Source organism: Enterobacter hormaechei subsp. xiangfangensis (assembly GCF_001729785.1).
Taxonomy (GTDB): domain Bacteria; phylum Pseudomonadota; class Gammaproteobacteria; order Enterobacterales; family Enterobacteriaceae; genus Enterobacter; species Enterobacter hormaechei_C.
In genome coordinates, this window is sequence record NZ_CP017183.1 from 869,863 (window position 1) to 894,342 (window position 24,480).

The window sequence follows — 24,480 nt, forward strand, 5'->3', positions numbered from 1 at the left end:
ACAGGAATACTATGAGTCTGAATTTCCTTGATTTCGAACAGCCGATTGCAGAGCTGGAAGCGAAAATCGATTCTCTGACAGCCGTGAGCCGTCAGGATGAAAAACTGGATATTAACATCGACGAAGAAGTGCATCGTCTGCGCGAAAAAAGCGTAGAACTGACGCGCAAAATCTTTGCCGATCTCGGCGCATGGCAGATCGCCCAGCTGGCGCGACATCCACAGCGTCCGTACACCCTGGATTATGTCCGCCTGGCGTTTGACGAATTTGACGAACTGGCAGGCGACCGCGCATACGCTGACGATAAAGCTATCGTCGGCGGTATCGCGCGTCTGGATGGACGTCCGGTGATGATCATTGGTCATCAGAAAGGCCGTGAAACCAAAGAGAAAATCCGTCGTAACTTCGGTATGCCAGCACCAGAAGGCTACCGTAAGGCCCTGCGTCTGATGGAGATGGCTGAGCGTTTCAATATGCCAATCATCACCTTCATCGACACGCCGGGTGCTTACCCGGGGGTTGGTGCCGAAGAGCGTGGTCAGTCTGAAGCCATCGCACGCAACCTGCGCGAGATGTCTCGCCTGAAAGTGCCGGTCATCTGTACCGTTATCGGTGAAGGTGGGTCCGGCGGTGCGCTGGCAATTGGCGTGGGCGATAAAGTGAATATGCTACAGTACAGTACCTATTCCGTTATCTCTCCGGAAGGCTGTGCCTCCATCCTGTGGAAAAGTGCCGATAAAGCGCCGCTGGCTGCTGAAGCGATGGGCATCATTGCCCCACGTCTGAAAGAGCTGAAGCTGATCGACACCGTTATCCCTGAACCGCTGGGTGGCGCGCATCGTAAGCCGGAAGTGATGGCTGCTTCCCTGAAAGCGCAGCTGCTGGCAGACCTGGCGGACCTGGACGTGCTGAGCACAGAAGATCTGCTCAACCGTCGTTATCAGCGTCTGATGACCTACGGTTACGCGTAAGCCTCACAATTATCCTAAAAGCCGCACATTGTTGCGGCTTTTTTTATACCTGCCGTTTACCTTAACTATGCTTATCTGATGTTTTCAAGGAGGTAAACCATGAACATCATTGCCATCATGGGGCCACACGGCGTCTTTTATAAAGACGAACCCATCAAGGAGCTGGAGCAAGCCCTTAAAGCACGCGGATATCAGCTGATCTGGCCGCAAAACAGCGCCGACCTGCTGAAATTTATCGAACACAATCCGCGCATCTGTGGCGTGATATTCGACTGGGACGAATACGACATGGAGTTGTGCAGCGATATCAATAAGCTCAACGAATATCTTCCGCTGTACGCCTTTATCAACACTCACTCGACCATGGACGTGAGTGCGCACGATATGCGTATGGCGCTGTGGTTCTTCGAATACTCACTCGGCGTTGCCGAGGACATTGCGACCCGCATTCAGCAGTACACCGGTGAATACCTCGATAACATCACACCGCCGTTTACGCGCGCATTGTTCACCTATGTGAAAGAAGGGAAGTACACCTTCTGTACGCCAGGCCATATGGCGGGAACGGCCTATCAAAAAAGCCCGGTGGGATGCCTGTTCTACGATTTCTTCGGCGGTAACACGCTGAAGGCGGACGTGTCGATTTCGGTCACCGAGTTAGGCTCTCTGCTGGATCATACCGGCCCGCATCTGGAAGCTGAAGAGTACATCGCCCGGACCTTTGGCGCCGAGCAAAGCTACATGGTGACCAACGGTACCTCAACCTCGAACAAAATCGTCGGGATGTACGCCGCGCCTGCCGGCAGTACGCTGCTGATTGACCGAAACTGCCATAAATCACTGGCGCATTTGCTGATGATGAGCGACGTGGTGCCGCTCTGGCTGTCGCCTACGCGTAATGCGCTGGGTATTCTCGGCGGCATTCCTCGCCGCGAGTTCGCGCATGAAGCCATTGAAAATAAGATCGCGGCTATCCCCGAGGCAAGCTGGCCTGTGCATGCGGTGATCACCAACTCCACCTATGACGGGCTGCTTTACAACACGAACTGGATCAAGCAGACGCTGGACGTGCCGTCGATTCACTTTGACTCCGCGTGGGTGCCTTACACTAATTTCCACCCGATTTACTCGGGTAAAAGTGGGATGAGCGGCGAGCGGGTGCCGGGCAAGGTGTTCTTCGAAACGCAGTCGACGCACAAAATGCTGGCCGCGTTTTCCCAGGCGTCTCTCATTCACATCAAGGGTGAGTACGACGAGGACACCTTCAACGAAGCTTTCATGATGCACACGACCACGTCGCCAAGCTACCCGCTGGTGGCGTCCATCGAAACGGCGGCGGCGATGCTGCGCGGTAATCCGGGTAAACGCCTGATCAATCGTTCGGTGGAGCGGGCGTTGCATTTCCGAAAAGAGGTTCAGCGACTTAAAGATGAAGCGGACGGCTGGTTCTTTGATATCTGGCAGCCGGAAGAGATTGATGAGGCAGAATGCTGGCCCGTCGCGCCGGGGGAGAGCTGGCACGGTTTTCGGGATGCTGATGCGGACCACATGTTCCTCGATCCGGTTAAGGTGACAATCCTGACGCCGGGCATGGATGAGCAGGGTGTGATGGGTGAGGAAGGGATCCCGGCAGCGCTGGTGGCGAAGTTCCTTGATGAGCGCGGCGTGGTGGTGGAGAAAACCGGCCCCTATAATCTGCTGTTCCTGTTCAGCATCGGGATCGATAAAACCCGCGCGATGGGGCTGCTCAGGGGACTGATGGAGTTTAAGCGCGCATACGATCTGAACCTGCGGGTGAAGAACATGCTGCCGGATCTCTACGCGGAAGATCCTGACTTCTACCGCAATATGCGTATTCAGGATCTGGCCCAGGGGATTCACAGGCTGATCCGCCAGCACGATCTGCCGCGCCTGATGTTGCAAGCATTTGATGTTCTGCCTGAAATGAAGCTGACGCCGCACAGGGCGTGGCAGCGCCAGGTGAAAGGGGAGGTTGAAACCGTTGAGCTGGAGAACCTGGTCGGGCGGGTATCGGCCAACATGATCCTGCCTTATCCGCCGGGCGTGCCGCTGCTGATGCCGGGTGAAATGATCACTGAGGAGAGCCGGGCGGTGCTCGATTTCCTGCTGATGCTCTGTTCGGTGGGGCGCCACTATCCCGGCTTTGAAACGGATATTCATGGCGCGAAACGCGACGATAACGGCGTGTACTGGGTGAGAGTCCTAAAATAAAAGGGGCCGCTTGCCAGGGGCGGGTTGTCGGTTGTAACGTTCAGGGCATCATAAAAAGGAGAAACTATGCTGGGTTTAAAAGCGGTTCATCATATTGCGATCATTGCCACCGATTATGCGAAAAGTAAGGCATTCTACTGCGACGTTCTCGGCTTTACGCTGTTGAGCGAGGCCTACCGTGAGGAGCGCGACTCCTGGAAAGGCGATCTGGCGTTAAACGGTCAATATGTGATTGAGCTGTTCTCTTTTCCTTTCCCGCCAGCGCGTCCTTCACGCCCGGAAGCCTGCGGCCTGCGCCACCTGGCCTTCAGCGTCGATGACCTGGACAGCGCGGTAAAACATCTGGAAGCTCACGGCGTGGCCTGCGAAGCGATTCGTGTCGATCCCTTTACCGATAAACGTTTCACTTTTTTCAACGATCCGGACGGCCTGCCGCTGGAGCTTTATCAGCAGTAATCGCCGTCATGTGTGATAATGCCCGTTCAGTTCGGGCATTTTTTATGTGTAATTTCCTATGACCTTACCCGCTATCGCGCACGCCGTTTCACCCTACCGCCAGCTGCTGGTGGGGTTCAGCGGTGGCCTGGATTCCACCGTTTTGCTGCACCGTCTTAAGCTCTGGCGCGACCGTGAGCCTGACGTCCAGCTGCGGGCGATGCATATCCATCACGGCTTAAGCCCCCATGCCGACGACTGGGTGGCGCACTGCGAAGCGGTGTGCTCAGGGTGGGAGATCCCGCTGATCGTTGAACGCGTCACGCTTGAGGATGAGGGGCTGGGTATTGAGGCGCAGGCGCGGAAAGCCCGCTACGCCGCGTTTTCTGGCGCATTACAGCCTGGAGAAGCGTTGGTCACCGCGCAGCATCTGGACGACCAGTGCGAGACGTTTTTACTGGCGCTCAAGCGGGGCAGCGGGCCTGCGGGTTTATCCGCCATGCCTGAGCGCGCTGATTTTGCTGAAACAGAGCTCATCCGCCCGCTACTGGGTGAGACGCGCGCATCACTGGAAGCCTGGGCGCAGCAGCATCATCTGTGCTGGATTGAAGACGACAGCAATCAGGACGACAGTTACGACCGTAACTTCCTGCGCCTGCGCGTCTTACCGCTGCTGAGTGAGCGCTGGGCGCATTTTTCCGAAGCGGCGGCCAGAAGCGCCATGCTGTGTGCTGAACAGGAAAGCTTGCTGGATGAGTTGCTGAGCGGGGAGCTGAATACACTGATTACCGCTGACGGTGCCCTGAACGTTGCGCCGTTGAAGGTGATGAGCCCCGTGCGTCGGGCTGCTCTGATTCGCCGCTGGCTGGCTTACCACCGTGCGGTTATGCCGTCCCGGGCGATGCTCAACCGTATCTGGGAGGAAGTTGCACAGGCGAGGGAAGATGCCGCACCGTGTATACACCTGAATGGTTATGACGTCAGGCGTTATAAAGGGCAACTCTGGTGGGTAAAATCTGTGCCGTCGCTGGCTGACGTTGTGCTCGACTGGCCGTCGCCGGAAAAAGCATTAACGCTACCGATGAATGCCGGTGTCGTTGCGTTAAGTCATTCGGGCAATGTGCGTCTACCTGAGCCGGACGAGAACGTTACCATACGCTTCAGGGCCAGCGGCATGCTGCATATCGTCGGTCGTAACGGCGGGCGTAAGCTGAAGAAAATCTGGCAGGAACAGAACGTTCCGCCCTGGCGACGTGATACCACGCCGCTTCTGTTTTACGGCGACACGCTCATCGCGGCGGCAGGGGTGTTCATCACTGAAGAGGGGTGGGCTGAAGCGGGTGTTAATTTTGAATGGAAAGCGTAACGGGCAGCCTGGCTGCCCGTTGGTTATCAGGATTCGCTCACCACGACGGTGCCGATTTCCGGATGGCTGAAACTGGCAATTTTGTCGAGGCGTAGCTCACGCGTTGCACCTGCATCTTCCACAACCAGGTATTCCACATTTTTACGGGAAACCAGATCGCTGGCCTTTGCCTTTAGCACTTCGCCATCTTTTAGCTCCAGCGTCAGTATTAAATGATGCTGGCAGGCGAGTTCGAGGTTGTCATAGTCATCACAATTGATGGGTTGATAAGTATCATTCATCGACATAATCGCTCACCAGTAAATTCGCCGCAGCATACGCTGCTTTTTCCCTGACCGATTCAGAAAGGCTCTCATCAGAGGCCACTTCATTTAGCACGTTCAATACACAGCCCAACGCATCCGGAATGTACCCCAGATCTCCGCTGGCGATCTCCGCATACCGTCTGCGAATCAACTCACAATAATTATTCACATCACCTCCTGCCAGCGTACTGACTTACTGTGAGATATCATTAAGCCTACGAAGTTAAACTCGGTTTAGCAAGGTGACTATACCATACTCATTTAAGCAATATCAGCGCCTTGATAAGAGTTAGCCACCACCTCGTAACAGCCTTTTGCCGCGGTTTTCGCTACAATGTACGCCTGATTCGAAAGGAGTTCTCTCATGGCGCTGAAAGCGACTATTTATAAAGCTGTGGTCAATGTGGCGGATCTTGACCGTAACCAGTTTCTGGATGCGTCATTGACGCTGGCGCGTCACCCTTCTGAAACCCAGGAGCGCATGATGCTGCGCCTGCTGGCGTGGATTAAGTATGCCGACGAGCGTCTGCAATTTACCCGTGGTTTAAGCGCGGAAGATGAACCGGAAGCCTGGCTGCGCAACGATCATCTGGGTATCGATTTATGGATTGAGCTTGGCCTGCCGGATGAACGCAGGATCAAAAAGGCCTGCACCCAGTCTGCTGAAGTGGCGTTGTTTGCCTACAACCAGCGCGCGGCGGAGATCTGGTGGCAACAAAATAAAAATAAATGTGCGCAGTTCAAAAATCTCACCGTCTGGTATCTGGATGATGAACAGCTGGCGCAGTTGAGTGCGTTCGCCAGCCGGACGATGGCGCTACAGGCAACAATTCAGGACGGTGCCATCTGGCTTTCCGATTCTCAGAATAATCTGGAAATTCATCTCACGGCCTGGCAGCCCGCATCATGATTGTATTGTCCCGAAATGTCAGCATCCCTGATAACGAGCTGGAGATCACCGCTATCCGGGCCCAGGGCGCAGGGGGGCAGCACGTTAACAAGGCCTCAACGGCTATCCATTTGCGCTTTGACATTCGGGCCTCCAGCCTGCCAGAGTATTATAAAGAAAGCCTGCTTGCCGCCAGCCATCACCTGATCACCAGCGAGGGTGTGATAGTGATTAAAGCGCAGGAGTATCGCAGCCAGGAGCTTAACCGGGAAGCGGCAACTGCCCGGCTGGTCGCGGTCATCAAAGAGCTGACGGCTGTACAAAAAAGTCGCCGGGCAACACGTCCAACGCGGGCATCGAAAGAACGTCGGTTGTCATCGAAGGCGCAGAAATCCACCGTAAAATCACTGCGTGGCAAAGTCCGTCACCCATAATGTGACGAAAGGGATACCCTTTTCATAAGGAAAGTATTGTGAAAAAAGCATTATTATCAGCGCTGGCCGTGACAAGCCTGTTTGCGCTTTTTGGCTGTAATAACCGTTCGGAAACGCAGGTACTACAGCCAACGCAAAATGAAGAATTAAAGCCGATGCAGCAAAGCTGGCGCGGCGTATTACCGTGTGCAGATTGCGAGGGCATCGAAACCTCTCTGTTCCTGCAAAAAGATGGCACCTGGGTCATGAACCAGCGTTACCAGGGGGCGAAAGAACCGTCTTCTTTTGCATCTTACGGAACATGGGCGCGTACGGCTGAGAAGCTGGTATTGACGGATACCACGGGCGATAAAACCTTCTTCCGCGCCAAAGGCGAGGGGATGGAGATGCTCGATCGCGAAGGCAATCCGATTGAATCCCAGTTCAATTACACGTTGGCCCCGGTGAAAGCGACCCTGCCAGCCACCCCAATGGCGATGCGAGGAATGTATTTCTACATGGCGGATGCGGCGATCTTCACTGACTGTGCAACCGGGAAGAAAGTCAGCGTGGCGAACAATGCCCAGCTGGAGCGAGACTATGCCGTTGCGCGCGGCAACGACAGTAAGCCAGTGTTGCTGACGGTTGAAGGGCATTTTACGCTGGAGCCAAACCCGGATAGCGGCGAGCTGGTAAAAACGCTGGTGGCAGATAAAGACGCGAAGTTTGCTGCGGGGAAAGACTGCGAAAGCAAATAAGATATAGCCATTAAAAAACCCCGCACTGGCGGGGTTTTTTGTTTCTTAACCTTTGATGGCTTTCACCAGGTAATCAAGAATATCTCCCGTCTTGATCATCTGTTTTTCGCCGTTGCGACGGTACTTGTATTCAATCTCGTCGCTGTCGAGGTTACGGTCGCCAATGACGATGGTGTGTGGAATACCGATCAGTTCCATGTCAGCAAACATCACGCCAGGACGCTCTTTACGGTCATCCATTAGCACGTCGATACCTTTCGCGCTCAGCTCAGCGTAGAGTTTCTCAGCCAGCTCCTGCACACGGTAAGACTTGTGCATGTTCATTGGCAGGATCGCTACCTGGAAAGGCGCGATGTTATCCGGCCAGACGATTCCGCGTTCGTCATAGTTCTGCTCGATAGCGGCAGCAACAACGCGCGTTACGCCAATGCCGTAGCAGCCCATGGTCAGAACCTGGTTACGACCATCTTCGCCCTGAACGGCAGCGTTCATTGCGCGTGAGTACTTATCGCCCAGCTGGAAGATGTGGCCTACTTCGATACCGCGTTTGATCATCAGGGTACCCTTGCCGTCCGGGCTTGGATCGCCTGCGACCACGTTACGGATGTCAGCCACTTCCGGCGTCGCCACGTCCCGATCCCAGTTGATGCCGAAGTAGTGTTTACCGTCGATGTTTGCGCCCGCAGCGAAGTCGCTCATCGCCGCAACGGTGCGGTCAATGACCACCGGAACAGGCATGTTCACCGGGCCCAGAGAACCAGGACCTGCATTCACCACGGCGCGGATCTCCGCTTCCGTTGCGAAGGTCAGCGGGCTGGCAACCTGCGGCAGCTTCTCGGCTTTCACTTCGTTCAGCTCGTGATCGCCTCGTACCAGCAGGGCAACCAGTGGATAAGCGCTACCTTCAGCCGATTTCACCAGCAGGGTTTTCACGGTTTTTTCGATCGGCAGAGTAAACTGCTCAACCAGCTCGGCGATGGTTTTCGCGTTTGGCGTATCAACCAGCGTCATCTCTTGCGTTGCCGCGCCGCGTGGTTCTTTTGGTGCCAGCGCTTCTGCAAATTCGATGTTCGCGGCGTAATCAGAGGAGTCAGAGAAGATCACATCGTCTTCGCCGCTCTGCGCCAGAACCTGGAATTCATGGGAGGCGCTACCGCCGATTGAACCGGTATCAGCCTGTACAGCACGGAAATCCAGCCCCATGCGGGAGAAGATTTTACTGTAGGCCGCGTACATTTTGTCGTAGGTCTCTTGCAGCGATTCCTGAGAAGTATGGAAAGAGTAAGCATCTTTCATCAGGAACTCGCGAGAACGCATGACGCCAAAGCGTGGACGCACTTCGTCACGGAACTTGGTCTGGATCTGGAAGAAGTTCAGCGGCAGCTGTTTGTAAGAGCTCAGCTCGTTACGGATCAGATCGGTGATCACTTCTTCATGCGTTGGGCCGAGGACGAATGGACGATCGCCACGATCGGCAATACGCAGCAGTTCAGGACCGTACTGCTCCCAGCGACCGCTCTCCTGCCACAGTTCAGAGGGCTGAACGACCGGCATTAACACCTCGATAGCACCGGCGTTGTTCATCTCTTCACGCACGATGTTTTCGACTTTTTTCAGGACGCGCACGCCGGTCGGCAGCCAGGTGTATAACCCGGAGGCCAGCTTGCGGATCATCCCGGCGCGCAGCATCAGCTGGTGGCTGATCACCTCGGCGTCGGCAGGTGTCTCCTTCAGAGTGGAGAGCAGATATTGGCTAGTACGCATGTTGTTACGGTTCCATTTCGACGATTGGAACAGGCTGAAACACCAGCCTGACACAAAAAAAGTGGTTTAGTTTACCAGTGTGGCAAAGATGCCAAAAGAGAGGAGAACAAAATTACCTGGGTTCCAGGGCAAACACTTCAAAACCCGCCGCAGTCACGCGCCAGCGCACGTTAAAGTCCAGCAGCCAGACGGCGTACGTTTTCCCGGCTTCCTCTTCTTTGCGGTAGGCGGGACGGGGGTCCTGCGCCAGCACTTCAACGATAAAGTCACGCAGACGTGGATAACGCTTTTCCAGCTCGCTGATTTGCGTCGTTATTTCAGACGTGAAGTGAACCGGCATATCTGCCTGCGGTGCGTCCTGAGCATAGCTTGCCCGGGCATCCGGCAGCGCTTCGGCGAAGGGCAGGTAAGGCTTAATATCTATGACCGGTGTGCCATCAACCAGGTCAAGGCTACCTAACTCCAGGATCACCTGATCTTTCTGACAACGTATGCCTTTCAGCTCGACCAGCGACATTCCGATGGGGTTGGGACGAAAGGTTGAGCGGGTGGCAAAGACCCCCATTCTGGCATTTCCGCCCAGACGAGGAGGACGCACAGTGGGACGCCAGCCGCCTTCCATGGTCTGGTGAAACACAAAGACCACCCATAAATGGCTGAACGCCTCAAGCCCGCGCACTGCATCGGCCTGGTTATACGGCGCGACAAGATGAAGCTCGCCGCTGCCGTGAATGACCAGACCCGGCTGACGCGGTACGGCGAACTTTTCTTTATAAGGGGAGCGGATAACGCCTATCTGCTCGAACTGAAATGAACTCATTTCGCCGTAATGTTAAGCGCAGAACCGATACATACCGCCTGGCGATAGCAACCTGGTGTGCCGCTGGTGACTTCACAGCTGTGCAGCAACACCGCGTTGGCTTTCATTTTCGACGCGTTGATTTGCATACGCTTGCGGGCTGTCGGAATATTGGGTGGAGAGTCCTGATTCGTTGCCTGGCAGGATTCGCCGCTCACTTCGCCCAGTTCACGGAATGGCTTACCGACCAGCTCGTCGGCTTTGGTAATAATACGTACCGGCGCAGCGCGAGGCGCTTTCGGTTTTGCTGGCTCCGCTTTTGGCGGGGTTGCAGTGCTTTGAACAGGTTCAACAGGAGATCTGCTTAGCATAGAACAGCCGCTCAGCATCAGTGCTAAAAGACAGATCGGTAAAGCACGCATAATAATTCCTCAGTGGATAATCAAAACGTCAGATATTGAAGCAGTTGACCGCACAAATGACAAGACGGGCAAATGCCCGTCTTGATGATATTACACTGCCGGGAGATTACCAGCCTTTAACCGCGCCGCCGTTAAACACCTTATTGGCTTCCTGGTACACTTCTTCAGACTGATATGCCTGTATGAATTTCTTCACATTCTCCGCGTCTTTGTTGTCTTCGCGAGTCACGATCAGGTTGACGTACGGGGAATCTTTATCTTCAACGAAGATGCCATCTTTCGCTGGGGTCAGGCCGATCTGGCTGGCGTAAGTGGTGTTGATCACGGCCAGGGCGATCTGCGCATCGTCCAGAGAACGTGGCAGCTGTGGTGCTTCCAGCTCAACAATTTTCAGATTTTTCGGGTTTTCGGTTACGTCCAGAACGGTCGGTAACAGGCCAACGCCTTCTTTCAGTTTAATCAGGCCCACTTTCTGTAGCAGAAGCAGGGAACGGCCAAGGTTGGTTGGGTCGTTAGGGACGGCAACCTGTGAACCCGGCTGGAGTTCATCCAGAGATTTAATTTTCTTGGAGTAGCCGGCAATCGGGTAAACGAAGGTGTTACCGACAGCAACCAGTTTGTAGCCGCGATCTTTGATCTGCTGATCCAGGTACGGTTTATGCTGGAAGGCGTTAGCGTCAATGTCGCCTTTGCTCAGCGCTTCGTTCGGCAGAACGTAATCGTTGAAGGTCACCAGTTCAACGTCCAGGCCATATTTCTCTTTAGCGATTTTCTGCGCGGCCTCAGCAACCTGCTGTTCTGCACCGACGATAACGCCTACTTTGATGTGGTTTGGATCTTTTTCGTCCTGACCGCAACCCACCAGTGCCAGCGAGCCAATCAGTGCGCCTACTGCTGCGAAGGTCTTAAATTTAAACGCCATGTTATATCCTTAACTCGTCGAGTTTGTGTTGTTTGTAACGTTATTTATGCGTAACAGCCCGGACGATACGATCGCCAGAGAATTGAATTAAGTAAACCAGCACAACCAGCAATACCAGAACGGTATTCATTACGGTAGCGTTATAGCCAATATAGCCGTACTGATAGCCAATCTGGCCTAAACCGCCAGCACCTACGGCGCCGCCCATTGCGGAATAACCGACCAGGGTGATAAGCGTGATGGTTGCTGCGTTCACCAGCCCAGGCAGCGCCTCTGGCAGCAGAACTTTGCGAACGATCTGCATTGGTGTTGCACCCATCGCGCGGGAAGCTTCAATCAGGCCTGTTGGGATTTCCAGCAGGGCGTTTTCCACCATACGGGCGATAAACGGTGCCGCGCCTACTGTCAGCGGGACAATTGCCGCCTGCAAACCAATCGACGTCCCGACGATCACGCGAGTAAACGGAATCATCCACACCAGCAGAATAATGAACGGAATAGACCGGAAAATGTTCACCAGCGCAGAGAGCGTGCGATACAGCTTCGCGTTTTCAATAATTTGTCCCGGGCGCGTGACGTACAGCAACACGCCGACCGGCAGCCCAATCACAAAACCAAAGAAGCCCGATACGAAGGTCATTGCCAGCGTTTCCCAAACGCCGCGAACCAGTAGCCACATCATCGGCTCAGACATAACCCAGTACCTCTACTTTTACGTGATGTTCTTGCAGCCAGGCAATTGCCGCCTGGGTTTCTTCCTGTGTGCCGTGCATTTCCGTCAGCATAATGCCGAACTTCACGCCACCGGCGTAGTCCATCTGCGCGCTAATAATGTTGTTATTCACGTTAAAGCGACGCGCGGTTTCGGACAGCAGCGGTGCGTCAACGGACTGACCCGTAAACTCCATGCGCAGCATTGGAACGCTGTCTGCAACGGCTTCTGTTTTCAGTCGTTCCAGATAATCTTCCGGAATATCAAGATGCAGTGTGGACTGAATGAACTGCTGAGCCAGCGGCGTTTTCGGGTGCGAGAAGACTTCGCTCACCGTGTCCTGCTCAATCAGCTCACCGTTGCTGATGACTGCTACACAGTCGCAGATACGTTTCACTACATCCATTTCATGCGTAATAAGGAGGATAGTCAGGCCCAGACGACGGTTAATGTCTTTTAACAGTTCCAGAATAGAGCGCGTGGTAGCCGGATCTAATGCGCTGGTGGCTTCATCGCACAGCAGCACTTTTGGGTTGCTTGCCAGCGCGCGAGCGATTGCTACTCGCTGTTTTTGCCCGCCGGACAAATTTGCCGGGTAGCTGTCATGTTTATCACCCAGACCAACCAGATCGAGCAGTTCGGTGACGCGACGCGTAATTTCTTCTTTTGGTGTGTTATCCAGCTCCAGGGGTAACGCAACGTTACCGAAAACGGTGCGTGAGGCCAGCAGGTTAAAGTGCTGGAAAATCATGCCAATCTGGCGACGCGCTTTGGTGAGTTCTTTTTCTGAGAGAGCGGTAAGCTCCTGGCCGCCAACTTCTACGCTGCCCTGGGTTGGGCGCTCAAGCAGGTTAACACAACGGATCAGCGTACTTTTACCTGCACCCGATGCGCCAATGACGCCATAAATCTGACCAGCAGGAACATGCAGGCTGACGTTGTTCAGCGCCTGAATGGTTCGGTTCCCCTGCTGGAACACTTTGGTGATATTGGAAAGTTTAATCATTAGATTATTTTTATCGTAAGTAAGTTAGCCGTGGCATTTTCTTCTGCCAGATACGGGGAATGACCGTAAACAAAATGGATGTTAAGGCATCCAGACGTCTAAATCAATCCACCTCTTTGCGATGAGCACTTTATTGCGCTGCGATTCATGAGATACTAGCTGAACAAGCCTTTTTCAGGAGCAAACCGGTGGCAAAATCTGTACCCGCAATTTTTCTCGATCGTGACGGCACTATTAATGTGGATCACGGTTACGTCCATGAGATTGATGAGTTCGAATTTATCGAGGGCGTAATAGATGCCATGCGCCAGTTGAAAGAGATGGGCTATGCGCTGGTGGTGGTAACTAACCAGTCCGGTATCGCCCGGGGTAAATTTACCGAAGCGCAGTTCGAGACGCTGACGGAATGGATGGACTGGTCTCTGGCCGATCGCGGCGTCGATCTTGATGGCATCTATTATTGTCCGCATCACCCGCAGGGAAGTGTAGAGGCGTATCGTCAGACCTGCGATTGCCGTAAGCCACACCCGGGCATGTTTATCTCTGCACAGGAATTCCTGCACATTGATATGGCCGCATCTTATATGGTGGGCGATAAACTGGAAGATATGCAGGCAGCAACGGCGGCAGGTGTAGGTACCAAAGTATTAGTGCGTACCGGTAAACCGGTCACCCCAGAAGCAGAAAATGCAGCCGACTGGGTGATAACTAGTCTGGCAGAACTGCCAAAAGAGATTAAAAAGCACCAAAAATAGGCGTTTTGGCGAAAAGGTGAGCGGTTGAAATAAAAATGCATTTTTCCGCTTGTCATTCCTCGGCGGCTCCCTATAATGCGCCTCCATCGACACGGCGGATGTGAATCACTTCACAGATAACCCGGTCGGTTGAAGAGAAAAAATCCTGAAAATCAGGGTTGACTCTGAAAGAGGAAAGCGTAATATACGCCACCTCGCGACAGAGCGCTGAAGCGCGTCGCAACTGCTCTTTAACAATTTATCAGACAATCTGTGTGGGCACTCAAAGTGACATGGATTCTTAACGTCCTCGGACGAAAAATGAATACCAAGTCTCAACGAGTGAACACGTAATTCATTACGAAGTTTAATTCATTGAGCATCAAACTTTTAAATTGAAGAGTTTGATCATGGCTCAGATTGAACGCTGGCGGCAGGCCTAACACATGCAAGTCGAACGGTAACAGGAAGCAGCTTGCTGCTTTGCTGACGAGTGGCGGACGGGTGAGTAATGTCTGGGAAACTGCCTGATGGAGGGGGATAACTACTGGAAACGGTAGCTAATACCGCATAACGTCGCAAGACCAAAGAGGGGGACCTTCGGGCCTCTTGCCATCGGATGTGCCCAGATGGGATTAGCTAGTAGGTGGGGTAACGGCTCACCTAGGCGACGATCCCTAGCTGGTCTGAGAGGATGACCAGCCACACTGGAACTGAGACACGGTCCAGACTCCTACGGGAGGCAGCAGTGGGGAATATTGCACAATGGGCGCAAGCCTGATGCAGCCATGCCGCGTGTATGAAGAAGGCCTTCGGGTTGTAAAGTACTTTCAGCGGGGAGGAAGGCGATAAGGTTAATAACCTTGTCGATTGACGTTACCCGCAGAAGAAGCACCGGCTAACTCCGTGCCAGCAGCCGCGGTAATACGGAGGGTGCAAGCGTTAATCGGAATTACTGGGCGTAAAGCGCACGCAGGCGGTCTGTCAAGTCGGATGTGAAATCCCCGGGCTCAACCTGGGAACTGCATTCGAAACTGGCAGGCTAGAGTCTTGTAGAGGGGGGTAGAATTCCAGGTGTAGCGGTGAAATGCGTAGAGATCTGGAGGAATACCGGTGGCGAAGGCGGCCCCCTGGACAAAGACTGACGCTCAGGTGCGAAAGCGTGGGGAGCAAACAGGATTAGATACCCTGGTAGTCCACGCCGTAAACGATGTCGACTTGGAGGTTGTGCCCTTGAGGCGTGGCTTCCGGAGCTAACGCGTTAAGTCGACCGCCTGGGGAGTACGGCCGCAAGGTTAAAACTCAAATGAATTGACGGGGGCCCGCACAAGCGGTGGAGCATGTGGTTTAATTCGATGCAACGCGAAGAACCTTACCTACTCTTGACATCCAGAGAACTTAGCAGAGATGCTTTGGTGCCTTCGGGAACTCTGAGACAGGTGCTGCATGGCTGTCGTCAGCTCGTGTTGTGAAATGTTGGGTTAAGTCCCGCAACGAGCGCAACCCTTATCCTTTGTTGCCAGCGGTTAGGCCGGGAACTCAAAGGAGACTGCCAGTGATAAACTGGAGGAAGGTGGGGATGACGTCAAGTCATCATGGCCCTTACGAGTAGGGCTACACACGTGCTACAATGGCGCATACAAAGAGAAGCGACCTCGCGAGAGCAAGCGGACCTCATAAAGTGCGTCGTAGTCCGGATTGGAGTCTGCAACTCGACTCCATGAAGTCGGAATCGCTAGTAATCGTGGATCAGAATGCCACGGTGAATACGTTCCCGGGCCTTGTACACACCGCCCGTCACACCATGGGAGTGGGTTGCAAAAGAAGTAGGTAGCTTAACCTTCGGGAGGGCGCTTACCACTTTGTGATTCATGACTGGGGTGAAGTCGTAACAAGGTAACCGTAGGGGAACCTGCGGTTGGATCACCTCCTTACCTTAAAGAACCTGCCTTTGCAGTGCTCACACAGATTGTCTGATGAAAAACAGCAGTAAAAAACCTCTACAGGCTTGTAGCTCAGGTGGTTAGAGCGCACCCCTGATAAGGGTGAGGTCGGTGGTTCAAGTCCACTCAGGCCTACCAAATTTTTGCTGATGCTGCGTTGCGGCGACACTCACATACCTGAGTATGCTTCGTGTCACCACGCCTTGCCTCAACAAAAATTACCGGTACAGAGGTGACTACGATGGGGCTATAGCTCAGCTGGGAGAGCGCCTGCCTTGCACGCAGGAGGTCTGCGGTTCGATCCCGCATAGCTCCACCATCTTTTACTGCGAACACAAGAAAACTTCAGAGTGAACCTGAAAAGGTGCACTGCGAAGTTTTGCTCTTTAAAAATCTGGATCAAGCTGAAAATTGAAACGACACACAGCTCATGTGTGTTCGAGTCTCTCAAATTTTCGCAACCATGAAGTGAAACATCTTCGGGTTGTGAGGTTAAGCGACTAAGCGTACACGGTGGATGCCCTGGCAGTCAGAGGCGATGAAGGACGTGCTAATCTGCGAAAAGCGCCGGCGAGGTGATATGAACCTTTGACCCGGCGATGTCCGAATGGGGAAACCCAGTGTGATTCGTCACACTATCGTTAACTGAATACATAGGTTAACGAGGCGAACCGGGGGAACTGAAACATCTAAGTACCCCGAGGAAAAGAAATCAACCGAGATTCCCCCAGTAGCGGCGAGCGAACGGGGAGCAGCCCGGAGTCTGAATCAGCTTGTGTGTTAGTGGAACGGTCTGGAAAGTCCGACGGTACAGGGTGATAGTCCCGTACACGAAAATGCACAGGTTGTGAACTCGAAGAGTAGGGCGGGACACGTGGTATCCTGTCTGAATATGGGGGGACCATCCTCCAAGGCTAAATACTCCTGACTGACCGATAGTGAACCAGTACCGTGAGGGAAAGGCGAAAAGAACCCCGGCGAGGGGAGTGAAAAAGAACCTGAAACCGTGTACGTACAAGCAGTGGGAGCACCTTCGGGTGTGACTGCGTACCTTTTGTATAATGGGTCAGCGACTTATATTCTGTAGCAAGGTTAACCGTATAGGGGAGCCGAAGGGAAACCGAGTCTTAACTGGGCGTTAAGTTGCAGGGTATAGACCCGAAACCCGGTGATCTAGCCATGGGCAGGTTGAAGGTTGGGTAACACTAACTGGAGGACCGAACCGACTAATGTTGAAAAATTAGCGGATGACCTGTGGCTGGGGGTGAAAGGCCAATCAAACCGGGAGATAGCTGGTTCTCCCCGAAAGCTATTTAGGTAGCGCCTCGTGAACTCATCTTCGGGGGTAGAGCACTGTTTCGGCTAGGGGGCCATCCCGGCTTACCAACCCGATGCAAACTACGAATACCGAAGAATGTTATCACGGGAGACACACGGCGGGTGCTAACGTCCGTCGTGAAGAGGGAAACAACCCAGACCGCCAGCTAAGGTCCCAAAGTCATGGTTAAGTGGGAAACGATGTGGGAAGGCACAGACAGCCAGGATGTTGGCTTAGAAGCAGCCATCATTTAAAGAAAGCGTAATAGCTCACTGGTCGAGTCGGCCTGCGCGGAAGATGTAACGGGGCTAAACCATGCACCGAAGCTGCGGCAGCGACACTATGTGTTGTTGGGTAGGGGAGCGTTCTGTAAGCCGTTGAAGGTGTGCTGTGAGGCATGCTGGAGGTATCAGAAGTGCGAATGCTGACATAAGTAACGATAAAGCGGGTGAAAAGCCCGCTCGCCGGAAGACCAAGGGTTCCTGTCCAACGTTAATCGGGGCAGGGTGAGTCGACCCCTAAGGCGAGGCCGAAAGGCGTAGTCGATGGGAAACAGGTTAATATTCCTGTACTTGGTGTTACTGCGAAGGGGGGACGGAGAAGGCTATGTCAGCCGGGCGACGGTTGTCCCGGTTTAAGCATGTAGGCGGAGGTTCCAGGTAAATCCGGTACCTTGTTAACGCTGAGGTGTGATGACGAGGCACTACGGTGCTGAAGTGATAAATGCCCTGCTTCCAGGAAAAGCCTCTAAGCATCAGGTAACACGAAATCGTACCCCAAACCGACACAGGTGGTCAGGTAGAGAATACCAAGGCGCTTGAGAGAACTCGGGTGAAGGAACTAGGCAAAATGGTGCCGTAACTTCGGGAGAAGGCACGCTGATAGGTAGGTGAAGCCCCTGCGGGCGGAGCTGAAATCAGTCGAAGATACCAGCTGGCTGCAACTGTTTATTAAAAACACAGCACTGTGCAAACACGAAAGTGGACGTATACGGTGTGACGCCTGCCCGGTGCCGGAAGGTTAATTGATGGGGTTAGCGGCAACGCGAAGCTCTTGATCGAAGCCCCGGTAAACGGCGGCCGTAACTATAACGGTCCTAAGGTAGCGAAATTCCTTGTCGGGTAAGTTCCGACCTGCACGAATGGCGTAATGATGGCCAGGCTGTCTCCACCCGAGACTCAGTGAAATTGAACTCGCTGTGAAGATGCAGTGTACCCGCGGCAAGACGGAAAGACCCCGTGAACCTTTACTATAGCTTGACACTGAACACTGGTCCTTGATGTGTAGGATAGGTGGGAGGCTTTGAAGCGTGGACGCCAGTCTGCGTGGAGCCGCCCTTGAAATACCACCCTTTAATGGCTGGTGTTCTAACGTAGACCCGTTATCCGGGTTGCGGACAGTGTCTGGTGGGTAGTTTGACTGGGGCGGTCTCCTCCCAAAGAGTAACGGAGGAGCACGAAGGTTGGCTAATCCTGGTCGGACATCAGGAGGTTAGTGCAATGGCATAAGCCAGCTTGACTGCGAGCGTGACGGCGCGAGCAGGTGCGAAAGCAGGTCATAGTGATCCGGTGGTTCTGAATGGAAGGGCCATCGCTCAACGGATAAAAGGTACTCCGGGGATAACAGGCTGATACCGCCCAAGAGTTCATATCGACGGCGGTGTTTGGCACCTCGATGTCGGCTCATCACATCCTGGGGCTGAAGTAGGTCCCAAGGGTATGGCTGTTCGCCATTTAAAGTGGTACGCGAGCTGGGTTTAGAACGTCGTGAGACAGTTCGGTCCCTATCTGCCGTGGGCGCTGGAGAATTGAGGGGGGCTGCTCCTAGTACGAGAGGACCGGAGTGGACGCATCACTGGTGTTCGGGTTGTCATGCCAATGGCACTGCCCGGTAGCTAAATGCGGAAGAGATAAGTGCTGAAAGCATCTAAGCACGAAACTTGCCCCGAGATGAGTTCTCCCTGAGACCTTGAGTCTCCTGAAGGAACGTTGAAGACGACGACGTTGATAGGTCGGGTGTGTAAGCGCAGCGATGCGTTGAGCTAACCGATACTAATGAACCGTGAGGCTTAACCTTACAACGCCGAAGGTGTTTTGGCGAAGAGACGAAATTTTCAGCTTAGATTCAGAGTCCGAAGGATTTTGCGCTGAGACAAGGCGGCAAACGAAGGAAAGGAAGGAGCATACTGAGGTATGTGACTGACTTTACGAGAGCAGCCAACGCAGTATCAGTGCGAAAGACACAGGACAGAGCACAAGAATTTGCCTGGCGGCTTTAGCGCGGTGGTCCCACCTGACCCCATGCCGAACTCAGAAGTGAAACGCCGTAGCGCCGATGGTAGTGTGGGGTCTCCCCATGTGAGAGTAGGGAACTGCCAGGCATCAAATTAAGTAGTAAGCCGGTGCATGAATCCGGTGGTTACAGAAGTATTCGGTGGAGCGGTAGTTCAGTCGGTTAGAATACCTGCCTGTCACGCAGGGGGTCGCGGGTTCGAGTCCCGTCCGTTCCGCCACTTATTAAAAGCCCTGAGCTAACGCTCAGGGCTTTTTTCTTATCTGTCGTTTGATTGTTGCGAAATTAGCAAAAATCCTCTGCGTTTAACGATCTTTTTCGTCATAACAACTACAGCGATAATCTTCCTCAGTTTACGAACATAACGATTGAGGAATCATATGACTATCCCTGCACTGGGTCTGGGCACTTTCCGCCTGAAAGACGATGTTGTTATTGCATCTGTTAAAACCGCACTCGAGTTGGGCTATCGTGCTATTGATACGGCGCAGATTTATGATAACGAAACTGCCGTAGGCCAGGCCATCGAAGAGAGTGGCGTACCGCGCGACGAACTTTTCGTCACCACTAAAATCTGGATTGAGAATCTCAGCAAAGACAAGCTGATCCCAAGCCTGAAGGAAAGTCTGAAAAAGCTGCGTACTGACTATGTTGATCTGACGCTGATCCACTGGCCATCTCCTGATGATGCCGTCTCTGTGGAAGAGTTTATGCAGGCGTTGCTGGAAGCAAAAGAGCAAGGCTTAACGCGTAAAATTGGCATCTCTAACTTCACCATCCCGTTGATGGAAAGGGCCATCGCCGCAGTGGGTAAAGAGAATATTGCCACCAACCAAATTGAACTCTCTCCTTACCTGCAAAACCGCAAAGTCGTGGACTGGGCGAAACAGCATAGTATTCACATCACCTCGTACATGACGCTGGCATATGGTAAGGCGCTGAAAGATGAAGTGATTGCGCGCATCGCTGAGAAACACAATGCGACAGCCGCACAGGTGATCCTGGCATGGGCGATGGGTGAGGGCTATGCCGTGATCCCGTCTTCAACCAAACGTGAAAACCTGGCAAGTAACCTGTTAGCGCGGGATCTCCAGCTTGATGATGAAGATAAAAACGCGATCGCTGCACTGGAATGCAACGATCGTCTTGTCAGCCCGGAAGGGTTAGCACCAGACTGGGATTAATAAAAACCCTCCCTCTGTACCCTTAAACCCTCACACAGCTCCTCCGGGAGCTGTTTTTATATGTTCGCTAAGGAAGTCGATAAAAGCGCGTATGCGCGTACTTACCGCTCTGTCACTGTAATACACTGCGCTAAAAGGCATCTCTACAGGTAAGCGTTTGTCAGCCATCAGTTCTACAAGCTGACCCGCAGCTATTTCCTTATCAATCATATAGTCTGATAAACAGGCGATCCCATTTCCTTCAAGACAAAGCTGTTTCAGCGTTTCTCCGCTATTAGACGAAAGTCCGCAGGTGATCTCATGAAGTTGTCCGTCATGACAGGCTACGGGCCAGGTGTTCAGCGAGACAGGTTCCGTAAAGCCCAGGCACAGGTGCTGCTTCAGCTCCTCAACGGTCTCCGGTTTGCCATGCTCTGCAATATATTGCGGTGACGCGATAATTTTGCGATAGCTGGTGAACAGAGGGCGAGCGCGTAAACTTGAATCCGTCAGGGTTCCCGCGCGGATCGCCACATCAACTTTACGCTCAATCAGGTTAATAAACGTCTCGGAGGAGACCAGGGACAGAGTCATCTCCGGATAACGCTCCCGGAATGGCTTGATTAACGGCATCAGAAAATGAAGCACAACCGGCGTCGCCGCATCAATGCGTAGCAATCCACGCGGAGTGCTACGCGTCTCCATTATTTCCGTCTCAGCTGCCGCCATCTCCTGCAAAACGGATTGTACGCGGCGAAAATAACGTTCGCCTTCTTCCGTCAGGCTGAGCTGCCGCGTTGTTCTGTTGAGCAGACTTACCCCGAGCTTCATCTCCAGCTTTTTCACCGAGCGGCTGATGGCGGAGTTCGCCTGCCCGAGCTGTTCGGCCGCACGGCTGAAGCTGCCGCTTTCAACAACGGCAACAAAGATAGTCAGTTCTTCCGATGTGGCTTTCATTATTGCATCATCCGCAAAATTCTATTGAGATTCTAACCATTTTTGTTATTTAAACACTGGCGCATACTGCCTGTCATCTTAATCCTGAAGAGACGGAGTATTTATGCCACTGGCGCTTCTTGCCCTGACGATCAGTGCCTTCGCAATTGGCACGACCGAATTTGTTATTGTAGGACTTGTTCCCACCATTGCTGAACAACTCGCCATTTCGCTGCCTTCTGCCGGGCTGCTGGTATCTATTTACGCATTAGGCGTCGCTGTTGGGGCGCCTGTGCTGACCGCATTGACTGGGCGCTTTGCGCGTAAAAAACTGTTAGTTGCCCTGATGGTGCTCTTCACCGCCGGCAATATTCTGGCGTGGCAGGCTCCGGACTACACCACGCTGGTCATTGCCCGTTTGCTGACTGGCCTCGCGCACGGTGTCTTTTTCTCCATCGGTTCCACGATTGCAACCAGCCTGGTGCCAAAAGAGAAAGCGGCGTCAGCCATTGCGATTTTGTTTGGCGGCTTAACCGTTGCGCTGGTCACCGGCGTGCCGTTAGGAACGTTTATTGGGCAACATTTTGGCTGGCGAGAAACCTTCCTCGCGGTATCGCTGTTGGGCGTGATTGCTCTGGTAGCCAGCCTGCTGCTGGTACCCTCCAGTATTCCGGGGCGCGCGAGCGCCAGCCTGAGCGATCAGGGTAAGGTTCTCACACACCCGCGCCTGCTGCTGATCTATGCCGTTACGGCTCTGGGTTATGGAGGTGTGTTCACTGCGTTCACCTTCCTTGCACCGATGATGCAGGAGCTGGCTGGTTTTTCTCCGGGCGCAGTGAGCTGGATTTTACTGGGCTACGGTATCTCCGTCGCAATCGGCAATATCTGGGGCGGCAAGCTTGCAGATAAGCATGGTGCGGTACCGGCGCTAAAATTCATTTTCGCCGCGCTGGTTGTCCTGCTGATGATTTTCCAGTTCACCGCGTCGATACAATACGCCGCGCTGGTAACCGTGTTGGTTATGGGAATATTCGCGTTTGGTAACGTACCGGGATTGCAGGTCTATGTTGTACAGAAAGCCGAACGCTATACGCCCAATGCGGTGGATGTCGCATCCGGCCTGAATATCGCCGCATTCAATATCGGCATCGCACTCGGATCGGTTATCGGCGGGCAGACGGTTGAACACGTTGGATTAACCCAAACGCCATGGATTGGTGCGGTAATTGTGCTTGTCGCTTTCCTCCTTATTGGTCTGAGTGGACGGCTTGATAAACCCGCTCGCGTCGCGCTTGGATAAGTATCAGTAAGTGCTTGCTTACAAAACTGGAAAGCGGTTTCTCAGTAATTGCGTTGAAAGTGTGACCTAAAATCCCTATAACATTAGAACCAGTCCGTTTTCCGGGCTGGTTCATGTTACAGAGGTCGTTTCCAAAAGTGCGAAAAAATACCTATGCCATGCGTTATGTTGCCGGAATGCCCGCGGAGAGGATCTTGCCTCCGGGGTCGTTTGCGAGCCTGGGTCAGGCATTACCAGCGGGCACGCCATTAAGCAGTGACGAAAAAATTCGCGTACTGGTGTGGAACATCTTTAAACAACAGCGTGCGGAGTGGTTATCCGTACTTCAAAATTTTGGTAAAGATGCGCATCTGGTTCTGTTACAGGAGGCGCAAACCACGCCTGAGCTGGTCAGGTTTGCAACGACAAACTATCTTGCAGCCGATCAGGTGCCTGCCTTTGTTCTGCCACAGCATCCTTCTGGGGTGATGACCCTTTCAGCCGCACATCCGGTCTATTGCTGCCCGCTGCGTGAACGTGAGCCGATCCTGCGTCTGGCAAAATCGGCGCTGGTCACAGTCTATCCGTTGCCCGACACCCGTCTGCTGATGGTGGTAAACATTCATGCGGTGAACTTCAGCCTCGGTGTTGATGTGTACAGTAAGCAGTTACTTCCCATTGGCGATCAGATTGCTCATCACAGTGGGCCGATCATTATGGCAGGGGACTTCAATGCCTGGAGCCGTCCGCGTATGAACGCGTTGTACCGCTTCGCGCGTGAAATGTCGCTGCGTGAAGTTCGTTTTAACGATGACCAGCGCAAGAAAGCGTTTGGCCGTCCTCTTGATTTCGTCTTCTATCGTGGTTTGAGCGTACACGATGCGTCCGTTCTGGTGACGCGCGCCTCCGATCATAATCCTCTACTAGTTGAATTCAGTCCCGGCAAACCTGATAAATAATGGTGCGTCAGGTCTGCCGTGGGGCAGGCCTGTGCGGGTGCTGCCCTTTATTTTTTAACCCATAAAAGGACAGCAACATGACAACAACACACTCCCATCATGACAACGTCGATAAACAGTTCGGTTCGCAGGCAAGTGCCTACCTGAGCAGCGCCGTGCACGCCTCTGGCCGCGACCTGGTGCGTCTCGGCGAGCGGCTCGCCGCGTTTCCTGACGCGCACGTGCTGGACTTAGGCTGCGGGGCGGGGCATGCCAGTTTTACCGCCGCAGAGCAGGTTGCTCAGGTGACGGCGTATGACTTATCGAGCCAGATGCTCGATGTGGTCGCTGAAGCGGCGAAAGCGAAAGGGCTGAATAACGTCACGACGCGCCAGGGCTACGCTGAATCATTACCCTTTGAGGATGCATCGTTTGAGGTTGTGATTAGCCGTTACTCTGCACACCACTGGCATGATGTGGGGCAGGCATTACGGGAAGTGAAACGCGTACTCAAACCGGGCGGAATCTTCATCATCATGGACGTGATGTCTCCCGGACATCCGGTACGAAATATCTGGCTCCAGACGGTTGAAGCGCTGCGTGATACCTCGCACGTGCAAAACTACTCCAGTGGAGAGTGGCTTACGTTTATCACCGAAGCCGGCTTGATTTCACGCTCATTGATAACCGACCGTTTGCCGCTGGAGTTTGCGTCATGGATTGCGCGGATGCGCACCCCCGAGGCATTAACTAAGGCGATCCGATTGTACCAGGAGAGCGCCTCTGCTGATGTGAAGGCGTACTTTGAGCTGCATGACGATGGTTCGTTTACTAGCGACACCATTATGGCTGAAGCGCAAAAAGCAGGATAAACAAAAAAGGC

General features: G+C 53.5%; 21 protein-coding genes, 3 tRNA genes and 3 rRNA genes. 18 read left to right on the forward strand and 9 right to left on the reverse strand.

Annotated elements, in window-relative coordinates; translation table 11 throughout:
- Window positions 1-11 precede the first annotated feature (11 nt).
- From accA to tilS, 4 genes are all read left to right on the forward strand, one after another.
- A complete protein-coding gene (accA, locus tag BFV63_RS04110; RefSeq protein WP_003856154.1) occupies window positions 12-971 on the forward strand; it encodes an acetyl-CoA carboxylase carboxyl transferase subunit alpha in 960 nt (319 codons plus the stop codon).
- A gap of 99 nt (window positions 972-1,070) precedes the next feature.
- Window positions 1,071-3,203, forward strand: coding sequence for a lysine decarboxylase LdcC (locus tag BFV63_RS04115; RefSeq protein ID WP_003856152.1), 2,133 nt, complete (start codon window positions 1,071-1,073; stop codon window positions 3,201-3,203).
- Between the two features lie 66 nt (window positions 3,204-3,269).
- Complete coding sequence (locus BFV63_RS04120; protein ID WP_003856151.1) at window positions 3,270-3,659, forward strand: VOC family protein; 390 nt, start codon at window positions 3,270-3,272, stop codon at window positions 3,657-3,659.
- Window positions 3,660-3,717: 58 nt separating this feature from the next.
- Window positions 3,718-5,004, forward strand: coding sequence for a tRNA lysidine(34) synthetase TilS (gene tilS, locus BFV63_RS04125; RefSeq protein ID WP_023324181.1), 1,287 nt, complete (start codon window positions 3,718-3,720; stop codon window positions 5,002-5,004).
- Window positions 5,005-5,030: 26 nt separating this feature from the next.
- On the opposite strand, the gene rof is transcribed toward tilS, so the two are convergent.
- Window positions 5,031-5,291, reverse strand: coding sequence for a Rho-binding antiterminator (gene rof / locus BFV63_RS04130; protein WP_003856148.1), 261 nt, complete (start codon window positions 5,289-5,291; stop codon window positions 5,031-5,033).
- Window positions 5,278-5,478: a YaeP family protein gene (locus tag BFV63_RS04135; RefSeq protein ID WP_003856146.1), complete on the reverse strand. Its 201-nt coding sequence runs from the start codon at window positions 5,476-5,478 to the stop codon at window positions 5,278-5,280. Before BFV63_RS04135 ends, rof begins: the two co-directional genes overlap by 14 nt.
- A gap of 195 nt (window positions 5,479-5,673) precedes the next feature.
- On the opposite strand from BFV63_RS04135, the gene BFV63_RS04140 reads away from it, so the two are divergent.
- From BFV63_RS04140 to nlpE, 3 genes are read left to right on the forward strand one after another with little or no spacing between them, the layout of a single operon-like run.
- The gene (locus BFV63_RS04140; protein ID WP_003856144.1) at window positions 5,674-6,219 is read left to right on the forward strand and encodes a YaeQ family protein; all 546 of its coding nucleotides are present in this window, start codon (window positions 5,674-5,676) and stop codon (window positions 6,217-6,219) included.
- Window positions 6,216-6,632 (forward strand): alternative ribosome rescue aminoacyl-tRNA hydrolase ArfB, encoded by a 417-nt coding sequence (arfB, locus tag BFV63_RS04145; protein WP_045895290.1) that lies wholly within the window; start codon window positions 6,216-6,218, stop codon window positions 6,630-6,632. The genes BFV63_RS04140 and arfB overlap by 4 nt, the downstream gene beginning before the upstream one ends.
- 38 nt (window positions 6,633-6,670) lie before the next feature.
- Window positions 6,671-7,369, forward strand: a complete 699-nt coding sequence (gene nlpE / locus BFV63_RS04150; protein ID WP_017383734.1) for an envelope stress response activation lipoprotein NlpE — start codon at window positions 6,671-6,673, stop codon at window positions 7,367-7,369.
- A gap of 45 nt (window positions 7,370-7,414) precedes the next feature.
- Here nlpE and proS read toward each other — a convergent pair whose 3' ends face one another.
- From proS to metN, 6 genes are all read right to left on the reverse strand, one after another.
- Window positions 7,415-9,133: a proline--tRNA ligase gene (gene proS / locus BFV63_RS04155; RefSeq protein ID WP_003856138.1), complete on the reverse strand. Its 1,719-nt coding sequence runs from the start codon at window positions 9,131-9,133 to the stop codon at window positions 7,415-7,417.
- Between the two features lie 112 nt (window positions 9,134-9,245).
- Complete coding sequence (gene tsaA, locus BFV63_RS04160) at window positions 9,246-9,953, reverse strand: tRNA (N6-threonylcarbamoyladenosine(37)-N6)-methyltransferase TrmO (protein WP_048241369.1); 708 nt, start codon at window positions 9,951-9,953, stop codon at window positions 9,246-9,248.
- On the reverse strand, window positions 9,950-10,354 hold the full coding sequence (gene rcsF / locus BFV63_RS04165) for an envelope stress sensor lipoprotein RcsF (RefSeq protein ID WP_003856133.1): 405 nt from the start codon (window positions 10,352-10,354) through the stop codon (window positions 9,950-9,952). The genes tsaA and rcsF overlap by 4 nt, the downstream gene beginning before the upstream one ends.
- A gap of 106 nt (window positions 10,355-10,460) precedes the next feature.
- Complete coding sequence (metQ, locus tag BFV63_RS04170; protein ID WP_003856132.1) at window positions 10,461-11,276, reverse strand: methionine ABC transporter substrate-binding lipoprotein MetQ; 816 nt, start codon at window positions 11,274-11,276, stop codon at window positions 10,461-10,463.
- A gap of 40 nt (window positions 11,277-11,316) precedes the next feature.
- Window positions 11,317-11,970, reverse strand: a complete 654-nt coding sequence (locus BFV63_RS04175; protein WP_003856130.1) for a methionine ABC transporter permease MetI — start codon at window positions 11,968-11,970, stop codon at window positions 11,317-11,319.
- Entirely contained in the window at window positions 11,963-12,994 is a 1,032-nt protein-coding gene (gene metN / locus BFV63_RS04180; protein ID WP_003856124.1) for a methionine ABC transporter ATP-binding protein MetN, read from the reverse strand. Before metN ends, BFV63_RS04175 begins: the two co-directional genes overlap by 8 nt.
- Before the next feature lie 188 nt (window positions 12,995-13,182).
- Between metN and gmhB the strand changes: the two genes are divergently transcribed.
- The 8 genes from gmhB to dkgB all read left to right on the forward strand — a co-directional run bounded on the left by gmhB (window position 13,183) and on the right by dkgB (window position 20,465).
- Window positions 13,183-13,749, forward strand: coding sequence for a D-glycero-beta-D-manno-heptose 1,7-bisphosphate 7-phosphatase (gene gmhB / locus BFV63_RS04185; protein ID WP_003856122.1), 567 nt, complete (start codon window positions 13,183-13,185; stop codon window positions 13,747-13,749).
- A 371-nt stretch (window positions 13,750-14,120) separates the two neighbouring features.
- Window positions 14,121-15,662, forward strand: a 16S ribosomal RNA gene (locus BFV63_RS04190).
- A gap of 70 nt (window positions 15,663-15,732) precedes the next feature.
- Window positions 15,733-15,809 (forward strand) — tRNA-Ile (locus BFV63_RS04195).
- 105 nt (window positions 15,810-15,914) lie between these two features.
- Window positions 15,915-15,990, forward strand: a tRNA-Ala gene (locus BFV63_RS04200).
- A gap of 171 nt (window positions 15,991-16,161) precedes the next feature.
- A 23S ribosomal RNA gene (locus tag BFV63_RS04205) occupies window positions 16,162-19,065 on the forward strand.
- 188 nt (window positions 19,066-19,253) lie between these two features.
- Window positions 19,254-19,369: ribosomal RNA gene (rrf, locus tag BFV63_RS04210) — 5S ribosomal RNA — on the forward strand.
- Together the 16S, 23S and 5S rRNA genes with 3 tRNA genes alongside form the textbook arrangement of a ribosomal RNA operon.
- A gap of 55 nt (window positions 19,370-19,424) precedes the next feature.
- Window positions 19,425-19,501: transfer RNA gene (locus BFV63_RS04215), tRNA-Asp, on the forward strand.
- A 160-nt stretch (window positions 19,502-19,661) separates the two neighbouring features.
- Complete coding sequence (dkgB, locus tag BFV63_RS04220) at window positions 19,662-20,465, forward strand: 2,5-didehydrogluconate reductase DkgB (protein ID WP_048241368.1); 804 nt, start codon at window positions 19,662-19,664, stop codon at window positions 20,463-20,465.
- Window positions 20,466-20,495: 30 nt separating this feature from the next.
- Here dkgB and yafC read toward each other — a convergent pair whose 3' ends face one another.
- Window positions 20,496-21,401 carry a DNA-binding transcriptional regulator YafC gene (gene yafC / locus BFV63_RS04225; protein ID WP_048209364.1) on the reverse strand — a complete coding sequence of 302 codons (906 nt, stop codon included), beginning with the start codon at window positions 21,399-21,401 and terminating at the stop codon, window positions 20,496-20,498.
- Between the two features lie 103 nt (window positions 21,402-21,504).
- Between yafC and BFV63_RS04230 the strand changes: the two genes are divergently transcribed.
- From BFV63_RS04230 to BFV63_RS04240, 3 genes are all read left to right on the forward strand, one after another.
- The gene (locus tag BFV63_RS04230) at window positions 21,505-22,680 is read left to right on the forward strand and encodes an MFS transporter (RefSeq protein WP_048241364.1); all 1,176 of its coding nucleotides are present in this window, start codon (window positions 21,505-21,507) and stop codon (window positions 22,678-22,680) included.
- 137 nt (window positions 22,681-22,817) lie between these two features.
- Window positions 22,818-23,618, forward strand: a complete 801-nt coding sequence (locus tag BFV63_RS04235) for an endonuclease/exonuclease/phosphatase family protein (protein WP_003863247.1) — start codon at window positions 22,818-22,820, stop codon at window positions 23,616-23,618.
- Between the two features lie 77 nt (window positions 23,619-23,695).
- Window positions 23,696-24,469, forward strand: a complete 774-nt coding sequence (locus BFV63_RS04240; protein WP_048241362.1) for a class I SAM-dependent methyltransferase — start codon at window positions 23,696-23,698, stop codon at window positions 24,467-24,469.
- Window positions 24,470-24,480: the final 11 nt, after the last annotated feature.

What these genes read in the sequence shown, in the direction of transcription:
- accA (WP_003856154.1), top strand. Translation starts at nt 12, where the DNA reads ATGAGTCTGAATTTCCTTGATTTCGAACAGCCGATTGCAGAGCTGGAA.
- BFV63_RS04115 (WP_003856152.1), top strand. Translation starts at nt 1,071, where the DNA reads ATGAACATCATTGCCATCATGGGGCCACACGGCGTCTTTTATAAAGAC.
- BFV63_RS04120 (WP_003856151.1), top strand. Translation starts at nt 3,270, where the DNA reads ATGCTGGGTTTAAAAGCGGTTCATCATATTGCGATCATTGCCACCGAT.
- tilS (WP_023324181.1), top strand. Translation starts at nt 3,718, where the DNA reads ATGACCTTACCCGCTATCGCGCACGCCGTTTCACCCTACCGCCAGCTG.
- rof (WP_003856148.1), bottom strand. Translation starts at nt 5,291, where the DNA reads ATGTCGATGAATGATACTTATCAACCCATCAATTGTGATGACTATGAC.
- BFV63_RS04140 (WP_003856144.1), top strand. Translation starts at nt 5,674, where the DNA reads ATGGCGCTGAAAGCGACTATTTATAAAGCTGTGGTCAATGTGGCGGAT.
- arfB (WP_045895290.1), top strand. Translation starts at nt 6,216, where the DNA reads ATGATTGTATTGTCCCGAAATGTCAGCATCCCTGATAACGAGCTGGAG.
- proS (WP_003856138.1), bottom strand. Translation starts at nt 9,133, where the DNA reads ATGCGTACTAGCCAATATCTGCTCTCCACTCTGAAGGAGACACCTGCC.
- tsaA (WP_048241369.1), bottom strand. Translation starts at nt 9,953, where the DNA reads ATGAGTTCATTTCAGTTCGAGCAGATAGGCGTTATCCGCTCCCCTTAT.
- rcsF (WP_003856133.1), bottom strand. Translation starts at nt 10,354, where the DNA reads ATGCGTGCTTTACCGATCTGTCTTTTAGCACTGATGCTGAGCGGCTGT.
- metQ (WP_003856132.1), bottom strand. Translation starts at nt 11,276, where the DNA reads ATGGCGTTTAAATTTAAGACCTTCGCAGCAGTAGGCGCACTGATTGGC.
- BFV63_RS04175 (WP_003856130.1), bottom strand. Translation starts at nt 11,970, where the DNA reads ATGTCTGAGCCGATGATGTGGCTACTGGTTCGCGGCGTTTGGGAAACG.
- metN (WP_003856124.1), bottom strand. Translation starts at nt 12,994, where the DNA reads ATGATTAAACTTTCCAATATCACCAAAGTGTTCCAGCAGGGGAACCGA.
- dkgB (WP_048241368.1), top strand. Translation starts at nt 19,662, where the DNA reads ATGACTATCCCTGCACTGGGTCTGGGCACTTTCCGCCTGAAAGACGAT.
- yafC (WP_048209364.1), bottom strand. Translation starts at nt 21,401, where the DNA reads ATGAAAGCCACATCGGAAGAACTGACTATCTTTGTTGCCGTTGTTGAA.
- BFV63_RS04230 (WP_048241364.1), top strand. Translation starts at nt 21,505, where the DNA reads ATGCCACTGGCGCTTCTTGCCCTGACGATCAGTGCCTTCGCAATTGGC.
- BFV63_RS04240 (WP_048241362.1), top strand. Translation starts at nt 23,696, where the DNA reads ATGACAACAACACACTCCCATCATGACAACGTCGATAAACAGTTCGGT.